The following is a 20,136-nucleotide window of genomic DNA, read 5'->3' as shown; positions in this document are numbered from 1 at the left end:
TTCAGCATGCCTGGTGACGTGCGCGCGAACGCGGGAGGGTCGGCCCCTCAAGATCGGATGACGGTGCTGGTGCTGGGTGGCACGGCCGAGGGCCGCCGGCTCGCCACCGCGCTGCACGCGCTCCCCGGGCTCACCGTGGTCAGCTCGCTGGCCGGCCGCACCAGCGCGCCGCTGCTCCCGCCCGGCGAGGTCCGGATCGGCGGTTTCGGGGGCGCGCCGGGGCTGGCCGCGTGGCTGCGCGAGCGCCGGGCCGGCGCGGTCGTCGACGCCACCCACCCGTTCGCCGGCACGATCAGCGCGTCCGCGGCCACGGCCTGCGCGGACACCGGCACCCCGCTGCTGCTGCTGCGCCGGCCGGGCTGGACCGCGCGGCCGGGCGACGTCTGGCACCGGGTGCCGTCGCTTCCCGCCGCCGTGGCCGCGCTGCCCGCGATCGGGCGGCGCGCGCTGCTGACCACCGGGCGGCAGACGCTGGCCGCGTTCGCGCCGCTGTCCGACGTGTGGTTCCTGGTCCGCGCGGTCGAGCCGCCGGCACCGCCGTTCCCGGCGCGGATGTCGGTGCTGCTCGACCGCGGCCCGTTCACGGTGGAGGGTGAGCGGGCGCTGCTGCGCGAGCACCGCGTCGACGTGGTCGTCACCAAGGACAGCGGCAGCCCCGCGGTCGCGGCCAAGCTCGACGCGGCACGGGACCTGGGCGTTCCGGTCCTGATGATCGACCGGCCGCCCGCGCCGCCCGGCGTCGCCTCGGTCGCGTCGGTGGCGGAGGCGGTGGCCTGGGTCAGCCCGCCGGGTAGCGGCGCGGCGTGAACACCGTCCCGTTCACGTGCCGGGTCTGCGAGGAGCCGATGATCAGGAGGGTACGCATGTCTACCGCGTCCGGGTCCAGGTCGGCGAGCCGGACCACGGTCACCGACTCGCCGGCACCGCCCACGTCGCGGCCCAGCACCACCGGCGTGTCCGGGCCCCGGTGCTCCAGGATCAGGTCGCGCGCCTTCTCCACCTGCCAGGTGCGGGACCTCGACGCCGGGTTGTAGATCGCGATGACCAGGTCGGCGCGGGCGGCCGCGGTCACGCGCTCCTCGATCACGTCCCACGGCTTGAGCCGGTCGGAGAGCGAGATCACCGCGTAGTCGTGCCCGAGCGGCGCGCCGGCCCGGCTGGCCACCGCCTGCGCCGCGGTGAGCCCGGGCAGCACCCGCACCGGGATCGACGCGTACGGCTCCGTGGCCGCCACCTCCAGCACGGCGCTGGCCATCGCGAACACTCCCGGATCGCCGGACGAGACCACGGCGACGCGCCGGCCGCGCGCGGCGAGCGCCAGCGCGAACTCGGCCCGCTCCGACTCCACCCGGTTGTCGCTGGGGTGCCGGGCCTGCCGCGGGTTGGCCGGCACCCGATCCAGGTACGGGCCGTAGCCGACCAGGTCGGTCGCGGCGCTCAGCGCCTCCTGCGCCTGCGGCGTCAGCCACTCCCGGCCGGCCGGGCCCAGGCCGACCACGGTGACCGCGCCGGTGCCGGCCGGCTCCGCCGCGGCGCCGGCCAGCGCGGCGGCCGTGGTGGCGTGCACCCGGCTGGGCAGCAGCGCCACCGAGAAGTACGGGACGGTCGCGGGGTCCACCGAGGCCAGCGGCGCGATCCGCTGCTGTGGGGTGCTGGCGCGCTCGACGTACCAGGCGTCGTCGAGGCGGCCGGCCGACTCCAGCGCGTCCCGTACCGCGCCGAACGTGCGGCCCAGCTTCATGATCGCGGCGGAGTCGGCGGCGGCCAGCCGGGAGGCGAGCTCCGCGGGCGGCAGCGTGCCGGGCAGCACGGTCAGCGTCTCCTCCGCCTCGACCAGCGGGCGGCCGAGCTCCGCGGACGCGCCGGCGATCGAGGTGACGCCCGGGACGACCGTCGTCTCGTACCGGGTGGAGAGGCGTTTGTGCATGTGCATGTAGGAGCCGTAGAAGAACGGGTCGCCCTCGCAGAGCACCACCACGTCGCGCCCGGCGTCCAGGTGCGCGGCGAGCCGGCCGGCCGCGTCCGCGTAGAAGTCCTCCAGCGCGCCGCGGTAGCCGCCCGGGTGGTTCGTGGTCTCGGTGGTCACCGGGTAGACCAGCGCCTCCTCGATCTGCCCGGCACGCCGGTAGGGCGCCGCGATCCCGCGGGCGATGCTGCGCCCGTGCCGGGCGCTGTGGAAGGCGATCACGTCGGCGGCGCCGATCAGGCGGGCGGCCTTGACGGTCACCAGCTCCGGATCGCCCGGTCCGAGTCCGACGCCGTAGAGCCGGCCGGTGCCCATTACTCCTCCTCGCTGGCGATGGCGTTGAGCGCCGCCGCGGTCATCGCGCTGCCGCCCCGGCGGCCGTGCACCACCAGGAACTCACACCCCGCCGGGTGTACGGCCAGCGCCGCCTTGGACTCGGCCGCGCCGATGAAGCCGACCGGGATGCCGATGATCGCGGCGGGCCGGGGCGCGCCCGCGTCCAGCATCTCCAGCAGCCGGAACAGCGCGGTGGGCGCGTTGCCGACCGCGACGACCGCGCCGCCGAGGTGGTCCCGCCACAGCTCCAGCGCCGCCGCGGATCGGGTGGTGCCGAGTTCATCGGCCAGCGCCGGTACGCGAGGGTCGCGCAGCGTGCAGATCACCTCGTTGTCCGCGGGCAGCCGGCGGCGGGTGACCCCGGCCGCGACCATGTGCGCGTCGCAGAGGATGGGGGCGCCGGCGCGCAGCGCCTCCCCGGCCCGGGCCACCACGCCGGGCGAGTAGGCGAGGTCGTCCACCAGGTCGGTCATCCCGCAGGAGTGGATCATGCGGACCGCGACGCGCGCGACGTCGTCCGGCAGTCCGTCGAGCCGCGCCTCCGCGCGGATCGTGGCGAACGAGCGGCGGTAGATCTCCGCCCCGTCGCGCACATAGTCGTAAACGGTCACGCGCCGGTCTCCTGTGCGGGGTACGTCGGGTTGGTGCGGGCACCGGCGACCACGGCGGCGAGCCGGTCGAGGTCGGCGGCGGTCTGATCGTCGGACCCGTCGACGCGGTAGCCGCCCGGCGTGGCCAGCACGAGCACGTGCGGCGTCGCGGGGTGGCCGCAGGCGCGCTCGCAGCCGGCCCAGTGGACCGGGAGCGCGCGCGGCGCGACCCGCGGCGGGTCGAGCGCGACCACGGCGGTGGCGTCCGCGCGGACGTCGGCGCGGGACTTCGCGCAGCCGGGCCGGCCGGCGCAGGCGGTCACGCCGTACCAGGGGGAATCCGTGCCGGTGACGAGCCCGGCGGCGGCCGGGCGGGCGGCGTCCGCCGGTCCGGGGACGACCACGCCCCGCCAGGGCGTGAAACGCAGCTCGCCGGCGCCCTCGGCGGCGAGGTCGGCGAGCAGGTCGAGCTGTCCGGCGGAGATCCGGCCGAGCGGGACGATCACGGCGAGCGCGGCGCCCGACCCGATCACGCCGGCCGGCGGGGCGGGTGGGTCGCGCCGCTCGCGCACGGGCGCGGCGGTGGCGCCGAGGCGGGCGGCGACGCGCGTCGCACCCTGATCAATCTCGGACATTCGCCAGCCGGCGGAGCCCTGTGCGGCACGCTCCGCGAGGAAGGCCTCGGCCGCCGCGACCGCGAGCCCGGGCGCGTCGCCCGCCGGAGTGCGCACGCCGTGGTCGACGCCGTCGAGGAGCAGCGCGAACCCGCCGCCGGCGACGGCCGCGAGGCAGATGTCGGCGTGCAGCGCGGCCACGTCGCCGCGGCCGTCGTCGAGCGCGAAGAGGAAGCGGCCGGAGAGCGCGGCGAGCGCGGGCGCGGCACACAGCGCGGCGTCCAACTCGCCGATCAGCGGGCGCACGTCGGCCAGGCCGGCGCCGTCCAGGCCGCTCAGCGGCGACGCGACGATGTTGCGGGCGCGCTCGTGCGTGGCGGACGGCAGCAGGCCGGCCTCCGCCAGGCGGGCGCCGAGTTCCGTCTCGGCTCCGGGCGGGAGCGCGCGGAGCTGAAGATTGCCGCGCGAGGTCTGGTCGAGGTGGCCGTCGCCGAGCTCACGGGCGGCGCGGGCGAGCACGCGGGCCTGGTCCGCGGTGACCACCCCGCCGGGGATGCGCACCCGGGCCAGACCACCGTCCGCGGCGGCGTGCACCTGCAGCGCGGTCGGGCAGGCATCCGGCCCGGTGCGCACCACCACGCCGCCGGACGGCGCGGTGCGCGCCACCACGGGCGCGGCCGGCCGGCCGGGGACGGGAGTCGGGGACATGCGGCGGATACTACGGGTTGTCGCGGAGGTCGCTTCACGTTCGGCCACGCAAGCCCGACGTGCGTCACAACCGCCCCCACCCGCCGCGCGGGGACGGGGGACGTATTCGTAGGGACGCGCGCCCGACGCGACGCGCACGGCGCCGGCAAACGGAGCCACACGTCAGCGTGGGCGCGGCACGTCAGCGTGGGCGAGGCACGCCAGCGTGAGCGAGGCACGCCAGCGTGAGCGAGGCACGCCAGCGTGAGCGCGGCACGCCAGCGTGAGCGCGGCACGCCAGCGTGAGCGAGGCACGCCAGCGTGAGCGAGGCACGCCAGCGTGGGCGCAGGACGCAACGCGGGCGAAGCCGCCACTTCGGCGGGACACGCTCAGCAGTCTCGATCGGGCGCTCCGCGCCCGATATTTCATCTTTTATGAGCGCGCGCACGACATGAATGCCCGCATACAACTCGCAGGTGGACCACGAGGCGGTTAGCTATCGGTCAACCGCGCCCGATCGGCAAAGGCCGCATATCGGGAATGCCGTATGTGACCTGAGCGAGGCGGAGAGATGCGAGGCGGAGTCGGGCGAGTCGGGAACGGGCGGACCCGACGCAATACGAGGCCAGGCCACCCGAGGTCGGGCGGCGGGAGGCGACGCGTGGCGTGGCGACGCGTGGCGTGGCGACGCGTGGCGTGGCGTGGCGTGGCGACGCGTGGCGTGGCGACGCATGGCTTGGCGACGCATGGCGTGGCGACGCGACCAGAGGCGAGGCGATCAGAGATGAGGCGACCAGAGGCGAGGGTGGGGAGGGCGAGCAAGATCACTGGGGGTGGCTTGACGGGTGGGGGCGAGGATCGGGAGAGTGGGAGGGCTGCACAATGAGCGCGCGGCGACGGTGGAGGAAGCCGGTGGGAGTCCGGCGCGGTCCCGCCACTGTCACCGGGGAGCGGACCCCAGGACGACCACGGCCGTGATGGCGGGAAGGTCGGGGCGAGCGCCGATCCGGGAGCCAGGAGACTCCGGTCGCCGCGTCAACCGTCACGATCTGGGGCGAGGACCCCGGGGAGGAGCCCGCGGTGCCCCGCGTCCTGCTGCTGTCGACGTCCGACACCGATCTGCTGAGTGCCCGTGCCAGTGGCGCGGACTTCCGGCTGGCGAACCCGGCCCGCACCGCGGTCGAGGATCTGGACGGGCTTACCGAGGGTACGGATCTGGTGGTGGTCCGGATTCTGGGCGGCCACCGGGCGTGGGAGGAGGGCATCGACGCGCTCCTGGCCCAGCAGCGGCCGGTCGTGGTGCTCGGCGGGGAGCAGGCGCCGGACGCGGAGCTGATGCGGCTGTCCACGGTGGCGGCGAACCTCGCGGCCGAGGCGCACATGTACCTGGCGCACGGTGGGCCGGCGAACCTGGCCGAGCTGCACCACTTCCTGAGCGACACGATCCTGCTCACCGGGCACGGGTTCGCGGCGCCGGAGCCGGCACCGGCGTGGGGGCGGCTGGAACGGCCGGAGCCGAGGAACCCGCACGGCCCGGCGATCGCGATCCTGTACTACCGCGCGCACCACATGGCGGGGAACACCGGGTTCGTGCACGCGCTCGCGGACGCGGTGGAGGACGCCGGCGCGCGGCCGCTGCCGATCTTCTGCGCCTCGCTGCGTACCCCGGATGACGATCTTCTGGAGGCGCTGCGCGAGGCCGACGCGCTGATCGTGACCGTGCTGGCGGCCGGCGGCGCGGGCGGGATCGTGCCGGCGGCGGCGCAGGCCGGGGGCGACGACGACGCGTGGGACGTGGGCGAGCTGGCGCGGCTGGACGTGCCGATCCTGCAGGGGCTGTGCCTGACCAGCGACCGGGCGACCTGGGACGGCAACGACGACGGGCTGTCACCGCTGGACGCTGCCACGCAGGTGGCGGTGCCGGAGTTCGACGGCCGGATCATCACGGTGCCGTTCTCGTTCAAGGAGACCGACGCCGACGGGCTGACCGTCTACGTGGCCGACCCGGAGCGGGCGCGGCGGGTGGCGGGCATCGCGGCCGGGCACGCGCGGCTGCGGCACGTCCCGCCCGCGGAGCGCCGGATCGTGCTGATGCTGTCGGCGTACCCGACCAAGCACTCCCGGATCGGCAACGCGGTCGGCCTGGACTCGCCGGCCTCCGCGGTGCGCCTGCTCAGGGCGATGAGCGAGCGCGGGTACGACGTGGGCGAGTTCCCCGGCGTGGCGGCGCAGGACGGCGACGCGCTGATGCACGCGCTGATCGCGGCCGGCGGCCAGGACCCGAACTGGCTGACCGAGGAGCAGTTGGAGGGCAACCCGATCCGGATCCCCGCGGCGGAGTACCGCGCCTGGTTCGCCACGCTGCCGGCGGAGCTGCGCGAGGAGACCGAGCGGCACTGGGGGCCGGCGCCGGGCGAGCTCTACGTCGACCGGAGCGGCGACCCGGACGGCGAGATCGTGCTGGCGGCGCTGCGCGGCAACAACGTGGTCGTGATGGTGCAGCCGCCGCGCGGGTTCGGCGAGAACCCGGTCGCGATCTACCACGACCCGGACCTGCCGGCCAGCCACCACTACCTGGCCGCCTACCGCTGGCTGGCGGCGAACTTCGGCGCGCACGCGGTCGTGCACCTCGGCAAGCACGGCAACCTGGAGTGGCTGCCCGGCAAGACCGTGGGCCTGTCCGCCGCGTGCGGGCCGGACGCGGCGCTCGGCGACCTGCCGCTGATCTACCCGTTCCTGGTCAACGACCCCGGCGAGGGTACGCAGGCGAAGCGCCGTGCGCACGCCACGCTCGTCGATCACCTGGTGCCGCCGATGGCGCGCGCGGAGTCGTACGGCGACATGGCCCGGCTGGAGCAGTTGCTGGACGAGCACGCGACCATCGCGGCGCTGGACCCGGCGAAGCTGCCGGCGATCCGCGCGCAGATCTGGACGCTGCTGCAGGCCGCAAAGCTCGATCACGATCTGGGCGTGACCGACCGGCCGCACGACGCGGAGTTCGACGACTTCCTGCTGCACGTGGACGGCTGGCTGTGCGAGGTCAAGGACGTGCAGATCCGCGACGGGCTGCACGTGCTGGGCGAGGCGCCGGGCGGCGAGGCCCGGGTGAACCTGGTGCTGGCGATGCTGCGCGCGCGGCAGATGTGGGCCGGCCGGGTCGCGGCGCTGCCCGGACTGCGCGAGGCGCTCGGCCTGGCCGAGGACGGGTCCGCGCCGAAGTCCGAGGTGGACGCCGTGGAGGCGGTGGCGAAGTCCCTGGTCGAGGAGATGGAAGCGCGGGGGTGGGACCCGGCGGCGGTCCCGGGCGTGGTGTCGCGCGCGGCCGTACGTACCCCCGAGGTCGTGGAAAAGGTTTTGATCTTCGCGGCCACGGAGATCGTGCCGCGGCTGGATCGCACCACGGACGAGATGGCGCATCTGCTGCACGCGCTGGACGGCGGCTACGTGCCGGCCGGGCCGAGCGGGTCGCCGCTGCGCGGCCTGATCAACGTGCTGCCGACCGGGCGGAACTTCTACTCCGTCGACCCGAAGGCGATTCCGAGCCGGCTGGCCTGGGAGACCGGGCAGGCGATGGCGGAGTCGCTGGTGGCCCGCTACCGCGCGGACACCGGCGAGTGGCCGCGCTCGGTCGGGCTGTCCGTGTGGGGCACCGCCGCGATGCGCACGGCCGGCGACGACGTGGCGGAGATCCTGGCGCTGCTGGGCGTGCGGCCGACCTGGGACGAGGCGTCGCGCCGGGTGAACGGGCTGGCCGTGGTCCCGCTGGCCGAGCTGGGACGGCCGCGGGTGGACGTGACCGTCCGGATCAGCGGCTTCTTCCGGGACGCGTTCCCGCACGTGGTGGCGCTGCTGGACGACGCGGTGCGCCTGGTGGCCGAGCTGGACGAGCCCGCGGATCTCAACTTCGTGCGGGCGCACGTGGCGGCGGACCTCGAGGCGCACGGTGACCCGCGGCGGGCGACGCTGCGCGTCTTCGGGTCGAAGCCGGGCGCGTACGGCGCCGGTATCCTGCCGCTGATCGACAGCCGGAACTGGCGCGGCGACGCGGACCTGGCCGAGGTGTACGCGGTGTGGGGCGGCTACGCGTACGGGCGCGGGCTCGACGGTGTGGCCGCGCGCGCCGACATGGAGACCGTCTACAGGCGCATGTCGATCGCGGCGAAGAACGTGGACACCCGCGAGCACGACATCGCCGACTCCGACGACTACTTCCAGTACCACGGCGGCATGATCGCGACGGTGCGCGCGCTGACCGGCACGGCCCCGCGCGCGTACATCGGCGACAGCACCCAGCCCGCCGCGGTACGCACCCGCGCGCTGTCCGAGGAGACCGCCCGCGTGTTCCGCGCCCGCGTGGTCAACCCGCGCTGGATCGCCGCCATGCGCCGGCACGGCTACAAGGGCGCGTTCGAGCTGGCCGCCACCGTCGACTACCTGTTCGGCTACGACGCCACCGCGGGCGTGGTCGCCGACTGGATGTACGACACGCTGGCCCAGACCTACGTGCTCGACGAGGAGAACCAGAAGTTCTTCGAGCAGTCCAACCCCTGGGCCCTGCACGGCATCGCCGAACGCCTGCTCGAGGCCGCCGACCGCGGCATGTGGGAGCACCCGGACCAGCCCACCCTGGACGCCCTGCGCGACGTCTACCTGCGCACCGAGGGCGACCTGGAGGACCGCTGATGCGAGGCGGGGTGGCCGGTGGCCACCCCGCGTCACCTGTCAGCCCCGGGCGCTGACCGCCTCGGCGTGGTCGTCCGGCTCCGGCATCCCGTACAGCTCCTGGAGTCGCCGCTCGACGTCCACGCCGCGCGTCAGACTCCGCAGCATCGAGTCGCCGGCCAGGTCGATCAGCCGGTCGACCTCGAGGTGCTCGTCGTTCTCCATCGCTCCACCTCCCTCCTCCGGGCCTCGCCGAGCATGGCCGGGTCGAGCATCCGGGCGAGCCGGCGGCGTGCGTGGCGCAGGTTGGACCGGACGGTCGCCGGTGGCTGCCCGGTGATCGCGGCGATCTCCGTCGTGCTGTACTGGTCGACCCGCAGCGCCATCACGGTCCGCTGCTCCGCGGAGAGCGCACCGAGCAGCCCGAGCACGTAGCGGGTGTCCGCGTCGAACTCGAACTCGGTACCGTCCGCCCACACCGGGCGGTCGGCGGTTCCGGCGATCTCCCGGCCGGTCCGGGACCGGCCGCGCCACAGCGCGCGCAGCGCGACCGTGCGCACGAACGCCGGCGGGTGATCGATCCGCGCCCACTGCTGCAGCGCGGTCCGCATCGCCTCCTGTGCCGCGTCCTCGGCCTCGGCCCGGCCGGCACCCGTCAGCATGAGCGTCCGGGTGAGCGGCAGGAACTCGCCGCGGTAGAACTCGTCGAAGCCGGCGTGCCGCTCCGCGGCCGGCTGCGTGGCCGTACGTTGATCCATGGGACTGGACTCCGTTCACTCGGTCGGTCTCGTGACCGCGCCGTGCCTCTCGACATCAGCGCTTCCCCCGTTTCGCGAGTGCCTCAGTGACGGGATGCTCCCGGCATCGTCGGCACCCGGTTGCCGCCGGTTGCCGCCGGTTGCCCATGGCCTGCCGTGCATGCGGGGCGGAGGTGACGGTTGCGCCGAGTCACCGCCGTCCGTCGCGGACGTGCATTCCTGTCGCTGTTTCCTTAGCCAGTAGTGCACCGGCCCGGCCGGAACGTGCAAGGGCCGGGCCGGATTTCTCGCCCGCCTCAGGACTTCGGGCGCCGGCGCGCCAGGTGCACCGCGACCATGGCGGCGGCCGCCAGCGCGGCCACGATCGTGACCAGCACCGAGCCGGACGTCGCGTAGGCGGCCGGGACGCCGACCAGGCCGGCGTTGGCGAGCATGATCAGTGTGGTGGCGTCGGTGCGGCCCGGTTCCCGATCAGCTGGTTGCATGACTGACCTCCTCGCCAGGTATGTGCCGGGCGCGGAGTCCGGCGTGCAGGCCGGGCGGCGGTCAGGTGCGGGGGCGGGCGTTACGGAGCCGGATGCCGCTGAAGCCGAGCGTCGTGGTGATCACGTCGTCCCAGAACGGGTGGAGGGTGGGCAGCACGCGAAGCTGGATGCCGGCCCGGTCGTGCAGCGCGAAGAGGTCGCCGACCGGCTCGGGCGGGCCGAGCGGGGTGATCGGCTCGCGGGCGGCGTGGGCGTGCGGGACCGGGTCGCCGATCGGGGCGAAGCGGTCGGCCGGCAGCCGGTACGCGTACAGGCGCACCGTGCGCATCGCCTCCAGCCAGCCGTACTCGATGGCGTGCACGCGATCGCCGCCGCCCGGGCCGAGGACGCGGTCGCGGTCGGCGGCGGTGGTGTCCGGTGTGGTCCAGGCCAGGGCGCGCGGACACTGGCGGGGGAACCAGTAGTCCGGGGCCCGATCGTGGTCGACGGCCCAGACCAGCGGCTCGGCCCGGGTGCTGGTCGGTGCCACGTGCGGGATGAACCGGGCGATGGCGGGGTCCTCGGAGAAGTGGAGGACCTGTCCGGGCTCCGGGCGCATTCCCGGTATTGTGCCTTCCCCACCCTGCGGGGCCGTTGCCGGAGCGCGGGGTGTCGCGTTTCCTTCGTCGGCAGACGTTCGGAAGGGCGGAGCAGCACGTGGACGTGATGAGCGGTCCGGGGATCGACACCCCCGCCGGGTACACCGGCACCCATCGGATCGGCTCGGGCGGCGGCGCCACCGTCTACCGGGCGTGGGACGAACGCGGCGCGCGCTGGGTCGCCCTGAAGCTGTTTCACCGGTACGTACGGAGCCAGGCGGCCGTGCTCGCGTACCAGGACGCGTGCCGCGCGGTCGGCCGGCTCGGCGGGCACCCGTCGATCGCGGCCGTGCACGCGGTGGGCGTGACCCCGACCGGGCGGGCCTGGCAGGCGATGCGCCTGGGCGAGGGCGGCACGCTCGCCGAGGCGCTGCTGCGCACCGGCCCGGTCGACCAGGCGTGGGTGCTGGCCGCGGCCGTCCGGCTGGCGGACGCGCTCGCCTACGCGCACGGGCTGGCCGTGCCGCACGGGGCGGTGCGGCTGTCGAACGTGCTGCTGGATCTGGAGGGCCGGCCGCTGCTGTCCGACTTCAGCGTCGGTACGGCGTACCTCTCCCCGCGCGACGACCTCGCCGGCCTGGGTGAGGTGCTGTTCGCGCTGCTGACCGGCGCGGTGCCGCAGCCGGGTTTCGGCGTGTACGCGGGCCTGGCCACGCCGGGCGTGCTCGCGGTGCCCGGGCTGGCGGACGTGCTCGGCGCGGTGCTGGGCGTGCCGTCCGCGGTCGAGGTCGACTCGGCGCGGCAGTTCGGCGAGCGGCTGCGCGAGCTGCAGGCCGCGGCCGGGTTCGCGGTGTCGCCGCCGGACCCGTGGCTGGACGCCCCGGCCGCGGTGCCGGGCGCGCGGCGGACGCTGGAGCTGGGGTCCGCCGCCGAGGGTGACCGGGTGCCGGCCGTGGAGCGCGCGCCGGGCGCGGGGTGCGGGCCGGGGCGGCAGCGGAGCCGCGAGACGGAGCCGTCCACTCCGGACGCGGGCGAGGCGGAGGCCGATCGCACCGGGGCGGAACCCGCCGGTCCGGCCGTGACGGCCGAGGCGGCCGAGGCGGCCGAGGCGGCCGAGGCGGCCGAGGCGGTCGGCCAGGTGGACGCCGCCGCCGATCCGGAGGGCGACGATCCTCGGGAGGACGAGCCCGCCGCCCCCGCCGAGGTGGAGCCCGGCGAGGACTCCCCGGAGGCCGACCGCTCGGGCCCGCCGGAGCTCTCCCCCATCGACCTCATGCACCGCCGGGAGTCGCGCCGCCGCCGCATCACGGTCGCCGCGCTGACCACCGGCACGCTGCTGATCGGCGTCGCCGCGATCCCCACCACCCGCTCGTTCCTCGCCGGCGAACTGGAGCCGGCCCCGACGCCCGCCCCCACCGGCGCACCGTCGCCGCCCCGGTCCTCCGCTCCCCCGCTGCGCGCCGCGCGACCGCTGCCGCCCGACGGCGTGACCGGCGGGCTGCAGCTCTGGTGGCCGGCCGACGAGACCACCGGCCGTACGCTGGCCGACGCCTCCGGCACCGGCAACACCGCCACGCTGTCCGGCACCGCCGGCCGGGTCGCGGGCGGCCACGACGGCACCGGCTCCGCGATGCGGTTCAGCGCGTCCACCCCGGACGGTCAGGCCAGTGCCGGGCGTCCCGCCGTGCGTACCGACCGGAGCTTCACGGTCATGGCCTGGGCCTACCTCACCGACCGCCGTGCCGACCGTGGCATCCTCTGCCAGCCGGGCGCCGTGGGCAGTGCTTTCATCCTCCGGTACGACCGGGCCGCGGACGCCTGGCGGGCCCTCCTGCCGCGCACCGACTCCACCGCCCCGGACGCCGACGTCGCCACCGGCACCTCCACGCCGCAACTGCGCACCTGGACCCACCTGGCCGTCACTCACGACGCCGCCACCGGCACCGTCACCCTGTTCGTCGGCGGCCGCCCCGAGGCCACCGTCCACCACCCGGTCCGCTGGAACGCCACCGGCCCGCTCCTCGCCGGCCGCACCCTGATCGACGGCGTCTGGACCGCCCCGTTCGGCGGCGCCATCGACGACGTCCGCGCCTACGACCGCCCGCTGACCGCCGCCGAGATCGCCACCATCGCGGCCTGAGACGGCCGGACCTCGCGCGCACGTGCCGAAGCTCATGCCGGGCGAATCCTGTGGCGAGGCACGGTGCCGTCAGATCGTGATGACGGTCTTGCCGGTGGGGTGGCCGCCGGCCAGGTGGGTGATCGCGTCGGCGCCGGATTCGAGGGGGAAGGTGCGGCCGATGACCGGGGTGAGGGTGCCGGCGTCGATGGCGCGGGAGAGGTCCTCCAGGCCGGCGGTGCTCTCCCGGCCGGCGACCGGGCGGAAGCGCTGGCGGGCGAAGGTGGTGAGCAGTGGTGCGCGCAGCTGTCGGGTGAAGCCGCCGAGGAGGCCGGGGGCGTCGTGGCCGCCGCCGGCCAGCAGGACCCGGCCGGTGCGAGTGAGCGCGCGGCGGAGCAGCGGGAACGGGCGGCAGCCGGCGGTGTCCAGGATGACGTCGTGGACCGGGCCGTCCCGGTCGACCTCGTCGCGCGTGTAGTCGATGACGCGGTCCACGCCGAGCGACTCCATCAGCGCGGCCTTGCCGGGGCCGCAGACCGCGGTGACGCGCGCGCCGGCCGCGATCGCGAGCTGCACCGCGAAGACGCCGATGCCGCCGCCCGCGCCGGTGATCATCATGCGGCGGCCGGTGAGCGGACCGGCGGCGCGGATCGCGGCGAGCGCGGTCTGGCCGGAGACCGGCACGGCCGCGGCCTCGGCGAACGACAGCCGGGCCGGCTTGCGGGCCAGCCACGTCACCGGCGCCACCGTGTACTCCGCGTAGGAGCCGCGGTCGCAGGTGCCGTACACCTCGTCGCCGGGCGCGAGCGTGGTCACGTCCGGGCCGGTCTCGACGACCACGCCGGCCAGGTCACGGCCGCGGACCGGGTGCTTCGGGCGGCGTACCCCGAAGCCCATCAGGCGCATGGCGGGCGGGCGGCCGGTGACCAGAATCCACACGCCGGGGTCGACGGCGGCGGCGTGGACGCGGATCAGCACCTCGCCGCGGGCCGGCGACGGGCGGGGCAGGTCGGCGAGCTCCAGGACCGCGGACGGATCTCCGTACCGCCGGTTGATCAGGGCTTTCATCACGACTCTCCGGGTGACGAGGGGTAGTGGAAGACGTCCTCGAGGGGGACGCCGAAGACGTGCGCGATCTGGAAGGCGATCTCCAGCGAGGGCGAGTAGCGGCCCTGCTCGATGGCGATGACGGTCTGCCGGGTGACGCCGATGCGCCGGGCCAGGTCGGCCTGGGTCATCTCGTCGTGGGCGAAGCGGAGGGCGCGGATGCTGTTCGTCACCCGGGTCGGCTTCACCACGGCATGCCCGTGCGGTAGAGGATGGCCTTGGCGACGCCGCCGAGCACGGCGGAGAGCACGAAGCCGAGGTAGATCGCGTTGGCGATCCAGAAGTGGTCCCAGCCCGCGATCGCCATCAGCATGCCGGCGAGCGCGCCGACCACCAGCAGCGACTGCCCGATGTGGTCACCGGCGCGGCCGATCTCGCGGTCCCGCTCGTCGATCTCGCGGGACCGGCCGCCGAGCAGGATCTCGCCGAGGATGCCGGCCGCGATCGCGCCGCCGACGGACCAGAGCAGGGCCGGGCCGTACGGCGCGCCGGCGGCCACCACCGCCACGTAGACCCCGTAGGCGATCACCGCGACGACGAGCCTGATCCAGGCCCGCCTCTCCTCCAGCGACATGGCACCGTCCCTCCCGTGATGTACAAAATCTTTGACATCACCAAGGTAAGGTCTACTGGACATGATGTCTACAATTTTTTACATACGGCCGTTCGCCAGCGCCGTGAGCAGCGCGGACGCGCGCTCGGCCGGGTCCTGGCCGCCGGTCTCGTCGCGCAGCGCGCGGGCCCGGGCCGCGAACGACGGGCCGGCCAGCACCCGGCGCACCGCGTCCCGGATCGCCGCCGGCGCCGGCGTCTGGGTGCGCAGATCAACCCCCACGCCGCTGTACGCCACGCGCGCCGCCACCTCCGCCTTGTCCTCGGTCCGGCCGGCCACCACCAGCGGCACGCCGAAGCCGAGCGCGGTCTGCACGCCGCCGAAGCCGCCGTTCGTCACCACCACGGACGCGTGCGGGAAGAGCGCGCCGAACGGCACCCAGGCGGCCGTGCGCGCGTTCGCCGGCAGCGCGCCCAGCTCAGCCGGGTCCGCGCCCGAGGTCAGCGCCACCACCAGCACGTCCTCGCCGGCGAGCGCGGCCAGCGCGGGCCGGACCAACTGGCCGAGGTCGGTGGCGACCGTGCCCTGGGTGACCACCACGACCGGCCGCCGCGCGCACTCCACCTCGGACCACCACGCCGGCCGCGCCCAGCCCGGGTCCGGCGGCCGCGGGCGGGGATGCCCGACGAAGTGGACGAAGCCCGGCAGGTCGCCGCGCGGATACTCGAACCCGGGCGGCGAGAGCTGCAGGTACGCGGCGGGCGGCGCGATCTCCAGCGCGGTCCGGCCGGCCGGCGGCAGCCCGAGCCGGGCACGCTGCGCGTCCATCAGCCCGGTCGTGAACCCGAACACGGTGCGCCGGACCAGCGCGTGCAGCGCCCGGTTGCGGAGCCGGCCGAGCGGGCCGGACCGGGGCGGCAGCGCCAGCCCGGTCGGCGCCACGTCCACGCTGGGGAACGGCAGCACGCTCATGCCGTAGAGCGCGAGCGGCGGGCCACCGGCCTCCGCGGCCAGCCCGGCGCCGAGACACAGCACGTCCGCCACCAGCAGGTCCGCCGGCTCGTCCGCCAGCAGCCGCCCCAACTCCGCGGCCACCGGCACGGCCGGCGCCACGAACAGGTGCGCGAGGTCCCAGCGCAGCTTGCGCAGCCCGCGCAGCGCGGCCCGCTCCGGGAACCGCCGGTCCAGGTTGGAGTCGCCGACCTCGGCCTCCGGCGGCGCCCGGTGGAACTCGGCGCCGGCCCGGATGATCGCGTCGCCGAACTCGGCGCCGGTCATGAACCGCACCCGGTGCCCGGCCGCGGTCAACGCCGCGACCAGCGGAAGCGCCGGGTTCACGTGCCCGGCCAGCGCCGTGGCCGAGAACAGGAACCGCGCCATCGCCGTCACCCCTTTTATCGACTACCGTCTCAGGATGGCGGCACGGGTCAAGCGACCGGCAGCCCCGCGACCGTCTCCTGCAGCGCCCGCAGCAGCGCGGCCGCCACCGGGCGCACCCGCCGCCGCGGCGTGGCCACACCCACGTACCGGATCGGGCCCGGGCCCATCAGCGGCACCACGGACAGGCCGCCGCGGTCGGCGGCCAGCGCCACCTGCGGCACCAGGCTGATGCCGATGCCGGCCCGGACCATCGACTGCGCGAACACGTAGTCGGTGCTCCGGCACGCGATCACCGGCGCGAACCCGGCCAGCGCCGCGTGCTGCCCGAGCATGTCGTCGAGGCCGACGCAGCCGAGGATCCAGCGCTCCTCGGCCAGTTCGCCGAGCGTGACCGTGTCCCGGCCGGCCATCGGATGGCCGGACGGCAGCACCACCCACATCGGATCGTCGAGCAGCGGCGTCCACGCCAGGCCCGGCACGGACGGCGGCGGGCCGTCGAAGTGGTACGCGATCGCCAGATCCGCCTCCCCGGTGCTCACCCGCGGCAGGCTCTCCTCGGTGTCCGCCTCCACCACGTTGAGCAGCACGTCCGGGTGCTCGCGGTGGAACCGGCCGAGCGCGGGCGGCAGCAGCCGCTGCCCGCCGCTGGTGAACGTGGCGACCGCGAGGTGCCGGTCCGCGTCGCCGGACAGCCGGGCCAGGTCGTGCACGGCCCGATCCAGCTCCGCGGTGACCGCGTCCGCGGTCTCGGTCAGGATCAGGCCCGCGTCGGTCAGCCGCACACCGCGCGTGCTGCGCGCGACGACCGGGGTGCCGACCGAGCGCTCCAGCGCGGCGATCTGCTGGGAGACCGCGGACGCGGTCATCCGCAGCGCGACCGCCGCGCGGTTGAAGCTGCCGTGCCGCGCCACCTCGCGCAGTACCCTGAGCCGGTGCACGTCGATCATCAGTGCTCCTTAAAACAACCCCAGCGAATCATCACTACCGCTTACAACGGTACGGCGAGAGGCTGACGTCGTGAACAGACGTGCCTGGTTTCTCTTCCTCACCGTCTCCCTGCTGTGGGGGATGCCGTACCTACTGATCAAGGTGGCGATCGAGGACCTGTCGCCGCTGGCGGTGGTCTTCGGCCGGCTCGCCATCGCCGCGCTGGTGCTGCTGCCGATCGCGGCCGCGCGCGGCGTGCTCACCGCGCTGCGCGGGCGGCTGCTGGTGATCACCACCATCTCGTTCGTGCACATCGTCGGCCCGTTCCTGCTCATCACGTACGGCGAGGTGCACATCAGCTCCTCGCTGACCGCGCTGCTGATCGCGATCGAGCCGGCCGTGGTCACGCTGCTCCTGCTGCGCACCGAGCCGCTCAGCCTCGGCCGGGCCGCCGGCCTGGGCCTGGGCTTCGCCGGCGTCGCGGTGCTGGTCGGCGCGGACATCTCCGGCGACCGGCTGGGCCTGATCGGCGCCGGCATGGTGCTGCTGGCCACGATCGGCTACGCGGTCGCGACCATCCTGGTGCAGCGCTGGGCCGCGGACGTGCCGCCGGTCGCGCTGACCGCCGGCACCACCACGATCAGCTCGCTGGTGCTGCTGCCGTTCGCGCTGTTCGCGCTGCCGGTCGCGCCGGTACGGCCGGTGTCCTGGCTGGCGCTGGCCGGGCTCGGCGTGCTCTGCACCGCGGTCGCGCTGCTCGCCTTCTACGGCCTGATCGCGGAGGCCGGCCCGTCCCGCGCCGGCCTGGTCACCTACGTCAACCCGGTGGTCGCGGTGCTGCTCGGCGTCGCGCTGCTCGGCGAGCCGATCGGCGTCGCCACGGTGGCCGGCTTCGCCCTGATCGCCTCCGGCTGCTGGCTGTCCACCCGCCCGGCCCGCCCCTCCGCGCCGGCCGGCGACGAGGTCCCGGAGACGCTCCCCGCCACCCGCGACGCGGCGGTCACCACGCCCGCCTGACCGCCGCGACCGGCCGCGTCGATCACCTCCCGGCCCGCCGGATCACGGCGGGCCGGTTCGTCGCGTGTGCCGGGCGCGGCCTCGGCCGCGGGCCGGCTCCGACGCGAGACCCGCCTCCGGCCCGGAAGCCGACCCGGGTGGGGACACCGGCCTCCGGCGCAAGGCCCGCCTCCGACACGAAAGCCGACTCCCGCGCGAAAGCCGACTCCCGCGCGAAAGCCGACCCCCGCGCGAAAGCCGACCCCGGCACGAAAGCCGACTCCCCACGCGAAGGTCGGCCCCGGCACGAAAGCCGACCCCGGCACGGAAACCGACTCCCGCGCGAAAGCCGACCCGGCACGAAAGCCGACCCCGGCACGGAAACCGACTCCCGCGCGAAAGCCGACCCGGCACGAAAGCCGACCCCGGCACGGAAACCGACTCCCGCGCGAAAGCCGACCCGGCACGAAAGCCGACCCCGGCACGGAAACCGACTCCCGCGCGAAAGCCGACCCGGCACGAAAGCCGACCCCGGCACGGAAACCGACTCCCGCGCGAAAGCCGACCCGGCACGAAAGCCGACCCCGGCACGGAAACCGACTCCCGCGCGAAAGCCGACCCGGCACGGGAACCGACGCCCGCGCGAAAACCGACCCCGGCACGAAAGCCGAATGCGACGCGAAGGCCCGCCTCGGACGCGGAAGCCGACCTGGACGCGGGAGCCGAACGCGACATAAGACCCGTCTCCAACGCGGAAACCGAACCCGGCGCGAAGCCCGCCTCCAGCGCGGCGGCCTACTCCCGCGCCGAGGCCGACTCCGGCGCGGACGCCGGCTCCGGCGCGGACGCCGGTGGAGGAGGGGTGGGCTTGGCGCGCAGGACCGTGGCGGCCACGCCGGCCGCGGCGGTGGCGCCGATGACGCCGAGCCACGAGGTGGCGGAGAGCGCGGCGACGAAGGCCTCGCGGGCCGCCGTGATCAGGGCCGCGTCGCCGGTGGTGGCGGCGACGGAGAGCGCCTCGCCGATCGAGCGGCGTGCCGGTTCGGCCGCGTCGCCCGGCATCGCGGAGCCGTAGACCGTGGTCAGCACCGTGCCGATGACGGCGACGCTGAGCGCGGCGCCGACCTGCTGCACGGTGTCGTTGACCGCGGAGCCGACGCCGGCGCGGTCGGGCGGGAGCGCGCCGAGCAGCGTGCCGACCGCGGGCGGGGCCGCGATGCCGCTGCCCGCGCCCATCACCACGAACGCCAGCGCCAGCCTGAGGTAGCCGTCGTCCGGGCCGGTCGTGGCCAGGATCGTGAAGCCGGCGGCCATCAGCAGCAGGCCGGCCGCGATGGCGACGCGGGCCCCGGACCGCCTGTCGACGACCACGCCGATGCCGTTGAAGACCATGGTGGTGACCAGCATCGGGATGAAGGCGAGGCCGGCGCGCATCGGGCCGTACCCGAGGACGAACTGCAGGTATTGGGTGAGCGCGAGCATCATGCCGCCGGCCGAGAAGGACAGCAGCACGATGGAGAGGCTGGCGCCGCCGAAGTCACGGTCGCGGAACAGCGACAGCGGCAGCATCGGCTCGGGTGCCCGGCGCTCCCACCACACGAACGCTGCCAGCAGCGCGGCGCCGAGCGCGAAGCCCGCGACGGTACGGCCCGCGGCCCACCCGTGCGACGCCACGTTGATCACGCCCCAGACCAGCGCGGCCATCCCGGCGGTGGAGAGCAGCGCGCCGAGCACGTCCGGCCGGGACGCGGGCCCGCGCGACTCCGGGATGAGCAGCCACGCGGCGACGATGCCGAGCGCCGCGATCGGCACGTTGAGCAGGAAGACCGAGCCCCACCAGTAGTGCTCCAGCAGCAGGCCGCCGAGCGTGGGGCCGCCGAGCGAGGCGAGCATCAGCACGGAGCTCCAGATCGCGATCGCCTTCTTCCGCTCGTCCTCGGCGAAGACGGTGGTGAGCACGGAGAGCGTGCCCGGCATCAGGAAGGCGGCGCCCGCGCCCATCAGGCCGCGCACCGCGATCAGCTGCTCCGGCGTGCGGGCCAGCGTGGCCAGCACGGACGCGCCGCCGAACACCACCAGGCCGATGATCAGGCCGCGCCGCCGCCCGTAGCGGTCGGAGAGCGAGCCGGCGGTGAGCAGGAGGCCCGCGAAGACCAGGATGTACGCGTCGACGATCCACTGCACCTCGGCGGTGCTCGCGCCCAGGTCGCTGATCAGGGACGGGATCGCGATGGTGAGCACCATGTTGTCGATGACGACCACGAGCAGGCTCAGGCAGAGGACGCCGAGGATCACCCAGCGCCGTGGATCACGCGGCTTCTCGAACGGTGTACTAGTCACTCGAACACCGTACCATCGAGGTCTGTTGCCGGTGTGT

The 20,136-nt window shown here is 75.1% G+C and carries 17 protein-coding genes and 1 riboswitch; of the genes, 4 read left to right on the top strand and 13 right to left on the bottom strand.

Annotation, left to right across the window (positions count from 1 at the left end):
* The first annotated feature begins 6 nt into the window (after positions 1-6).
* Positions 7-807 (top strand): cobalt-precorrin-6A reductase, encoded by an 801-nt coding sequence (locus J2S41_RS06350; RefSeq protein WP_310364263.1) that lies wholly within the window; start codon positions 7-9, stop codon positions 805-807.
* Here J2S41_RS06350 and cobJ read toward each other — a convergent pair.
* Genes cobJ through cobG form a run of 3 tightly spaced genes read right to left on the bottom strand, consistent with a single transcriptional unit; the run spans position 779 to position 4,214 of the window.
* Positions 779-2,281, bottom strand: a complete 1,503-nt coding sequence (cobJ, locus tag J2S41_RS06345; RefSeq protein WP_310364260.1) for a precorrin-3B C(17)-methyltransferase — start codon at positions 2,279-2,281, stop codon at positions 779-781. The genes J2S41_RS06350 and cobJ overlap by 29 nt on opposite strands.
* Entirely contained in the window at positions 2,281-2,913 is a 633-nt protein-coding gene (locus J2S41_RS06340; protein ID WP_310364257.1) for a precorrin-8X methylmutase, read from the bottom strand. Before J2S41_RS06340 ends, cobJ begins: the two co-directional genes overlap by 1 nt.
* Positions 2,910-4,214 carry a precorrin-3B synthase gene (cobG, locus tag J2S41_RS06335; RefSeq protein WP_310364255.1) on the bottom strand — a complete coding sequence of 435 codons (1,305 nt, stop codon included), beginning with the start codon at positions 4,212-4,214 and terminating at the stop codon, positions 2,910-2,912. The genes J2S41_RS06340 and cobG overlap by 4 nt, the downstream gene beginning before the upstream one ends.
* Before the next feature lie 883 nt (positions 4,215-5,097).
* Positions 5,098-5,217, top strand: a riboswitch (cobalamin riboswitch).
* Between the two features lie 57 nt (positions 5,218-5,274).
* Between cobG and cobN the strand changes: the two genes are divergently transcribed.
* Positions 5,275-8,877, top strand: a complete 3,603-nt coding sequence (cobN, locus tag J2S41_RS06330; protein ID WP_310364254.1) for a cobaltochelatase subunit CobN — start codon at positions 5,275-5,277, stop codon at positions 8,875-8,877.
* A gap of 39 nt (positions 8,878-8,916) precedes the next feature.
* Here the strand turns inward: cobN and J2S41_RS06325 are convergent, their stop codons facing one another.
* The 4 genes from J2S41_RS06325 to J2S41_RS06310 form a co-directional block, all read right to left on the bottom strand.
* Positions 8,917-9,081: a hypothetical protein gene (locus J2S41_RS06325; RefSeq protein WP_310364252.1), complete on the bottom strand. Its 165-nt coding sequence runs from the start codon at positions 9,079-9,081 to the stop codon at positions 8,917-8,919.
* Positions 9,045-9,614, bottom strand: a complete 570-nt coding sequence (locus J2S41_RS06320) for a sigma factor-like helix-turn-helix DNA-binding protein (RefSeq protein WP_310364250.1) — start codon at positions 9,612-9,614, stop codon at positions 9,045-9,047. The genes J2S41_RS06325 and J2S41_RS06320 overlap by 37 nt, the downstream gene beginning before the upstream one ends.
* Before the next feature lie 296 nt (positions 9,615-9,910).
* A complete protein-coding gene (locus tag J2S41_RS06315) occupies positions 9,911-10,099 on the bottom strand; it encodes a hypothetical protein (RefSeq protein WP_310364246.1) in 189 nt (62 codons plus the stop codon).
* A gap of 61 nt (positions 10,100-10,160) precedes the next feature.
* Positions 10,161-10,697, bottom strand: coding sequence for a DUF6886 family protein (locus J2S41_RS06310; RefSeq protein WP_310364244.1), 537 nt, complete (start codon positions 10,695-10,697; stop codon positions 10,161-10,163).
* 107 nt (positions 10,698-10,804) lie between these two features.
* Between J2S41_RS06310 and J2S41_RS06305 the strand changes: the two genes are divergently transcribed.
* Complete coding sequence (locus J2S41_RS06305; protein WP_310376307.1) at positions 10,805-12,817, top strand: LamG-like jellyroll fold domain-containing protein; 2,013 nt, start codon at positions 10,805-10,807, stop codon at positions 12,815-12,817.
* Between the two features lie 69 nt (positions 12,818-12,886).
* Here J2S41_RS06305 and J2S41_RS06300 read toward each other — a convergent pair whose 3' ends face one another.
* From J2S41_RS06300 to J2S41_RS06280, 5 genes are all read right to left on the bottom strand, one after another.
* The gene (locus tag J2S41_RS06300; protein ID WP_310364243.1) at positions 12,887-13,864 is read right to left on the bottom strand and encodes an NAD(P)-dependent alcohol dehydrogenase; all 978 of its coding nucleotides are present in this window, start codon (positions 13,862-13,864) and stop codon (positions 12,887-12,889) included.
* Complete coding sequence (locus tag J2S41_RS06295) at positions 13,864-14,184, bottom strand: helix-turn-helix transcriptional regulator (RefSeq protein WP_310376305.1); 321 nt, start codon at positions 14,182-14,184, stop codon at positions 13,864-13,866. The genes J2S41_RS06300 and J2S41_RS06295 overlap by 1 nt, the downstream gene beginning before the upstream one ends.
* On the bottom strand, positions 14,088-14,477 hold the full coding sequence (locus J2S41_RS06290; protein WP_310364242.1) for a hypothetical protein: 390 nt from the start codon (positions 14,475-14,477) through the stop codon (positions 14,088-14,090). Before J2S41_RS06290 ends, J2S41_RS06295 begins: the two co-directional genes overlap by 97 nt.
* A gap of 78 nt (positions 14,478-14,555) precedes the next feature.
* Positions 14,556-15,836, bottom strand: a complete 1,281-nt coding sequence (locus tag J2S41_RS06285) for a glycosyltransferase (RefSeq protein WP_310364240.1) — start codon at positions 15,834-15,836, stop codon at positions 14,556-14,558.
* Between the two features lie 47 nt (positions 15,837-15,883).
* The gene (locus tag J2S41_RS06280) at positions 15,884-16,783 is read right to left on the bottom strand and encodes a LysR family transcriptional regulator (RefSeq protein WP_310364238.1); all 900 of its coding nucleotides are present in this window, start codon (positions 16,781-16,783) and stop codon (positions 15,884-15,886) included.
* A 70-nt stretch (positions 16,784-16,853) separates the two neighbouring features.
* Between J2S41_RS06280 and J2S41_RS06275 the strand changes: the two genes are divergently transcribed.
* The gene (locus J2S41_RS06275; protein WP_310364237.1) at positions 16,854-17,780 is read left to right on the top strand and encodes a DMT family transporter; all 927 of its coding nucleotides are present in this window, start codon (positions 16,854-16,856) and stop codon (positions 17,778-17,780) included.
* A 774-nt stretch (positions 17,781-18,554) separates the two neighbouring features.
* On the opposite strand, the gene J2S41_RS06270 is transcribed toward J2S41_RS06275, so the two are convergent.
* A complete protein-coding gene (locus tag J2S41_RS06270; RefSeq protein ID WP_310364235.1) occupies positions 18,555-20,099 on the bottom strand; it encodes an MFS transporter in 1,545 nt (514 codons plus the stop codon).
* Positions 20,100-20,136: the final 37 nt, after the last annotated feature.

It is taken from the genome of Catenuloplanes atrovinosus, assembly GCF_031458235.1.
Lineage (GTDB): Bacteria > Actinomycetota > Actinomycetes > Mycobacteriales > Micromonosporaceae > Catenuloplanes > Catenuloplanes atrovinosus.
The sequence above is the reverse complement of the archived record's forward strand: the minus strand, read 5'-3'. Positions and strand labels throughout refer to the sequence as shown.

Bases quoted from the DNA above. Each gene is read 5' to 3' on its own strand.
- J2S41_RS06350 (WP_310364263.1), top strand. From the start codon at position 7: ATGCCTGGTGACGTGCGCGCGAACGCGGGAGGGTCGGCCCCTCAAGAT.
- cobJ (WP_310364260.1), bottom strand. From the start codon at position 2,281: ATGGGCACCGGCCGGCTCTACGGCGTCGGACTCGGACCGGGCGATCCG.
- cobG (WP_310364255.1), bottom strand. From the start codon at position 4,214: ATGTCCCCGACTCCCGTCCCCGGCCGGCCGGCCGCGCCCGTGGTGGCG.
- J2S41_RS06325 (WP_310364252.1), bottom strand. From the start codon at position 9,081: ATGGAGAACGACGAGCACCTCGAGGTCGACCGGCTGATCGACCTGGCC.
- J2S41_RS06320 (WP_310364250.1), bottom strand. From the start codon at position 9,614: ATGGATCAACGTACGGCCACGCAGCCGGCCGCGGAGCGGCACGCCGGC.
- J2S41_RS06315 (WP_310364246.1), bottom strand. From the start codon at position 10,099: ATGCAACCAGCTGATCGGGAACCGGGCCGCACCGACGCCACCACACTG.
- J2S41_RS06310 (WP_310364244.1), bottom strand. From the start codon at position 10,697: ATGCGCCCGGAGCCCGGACAGGTCCTCCACTTCTCCGAGGACCCCGCC.
- J2S41_RS06305 (WP_310376307.1), top strand. From the start codon at position 10,805: ATGAGCGGTCCGGGGATCGACACCCCCGCCGGGTACACCGGCACCCAT.
- J2S41_RS06300 (WP_310364243.1), bottom strand. From the start codon at position 13,864: ATGAAAGCCCTGATCAACCGGCGGTACGGAGATCCGTCCGCGGTCCTG.
- J2S41_RS06290 (WP_310364242.1), bottom strand. From the start codon at position 14,477: ATGTCGCTGGAGGAGAGGCGGGCCTGGATCAGGCTCGTCGTCGCGGTG.
- J2S41_RS06285 (WP_310364240.1), bottom strand. From the start codon at position 15,836: ATGGCGCGGTTCCTGTTCTCGGCCACGGCGCTGGCCGGGCACGTGAAC.
- J2S41_RS06280 (WP_310364238.1), bottom strand. From the start codon at position 16,783: ATGATCGACGTGCACCGGCTCAGGGTACTGCGCGAGGTGGCGCGGCAC.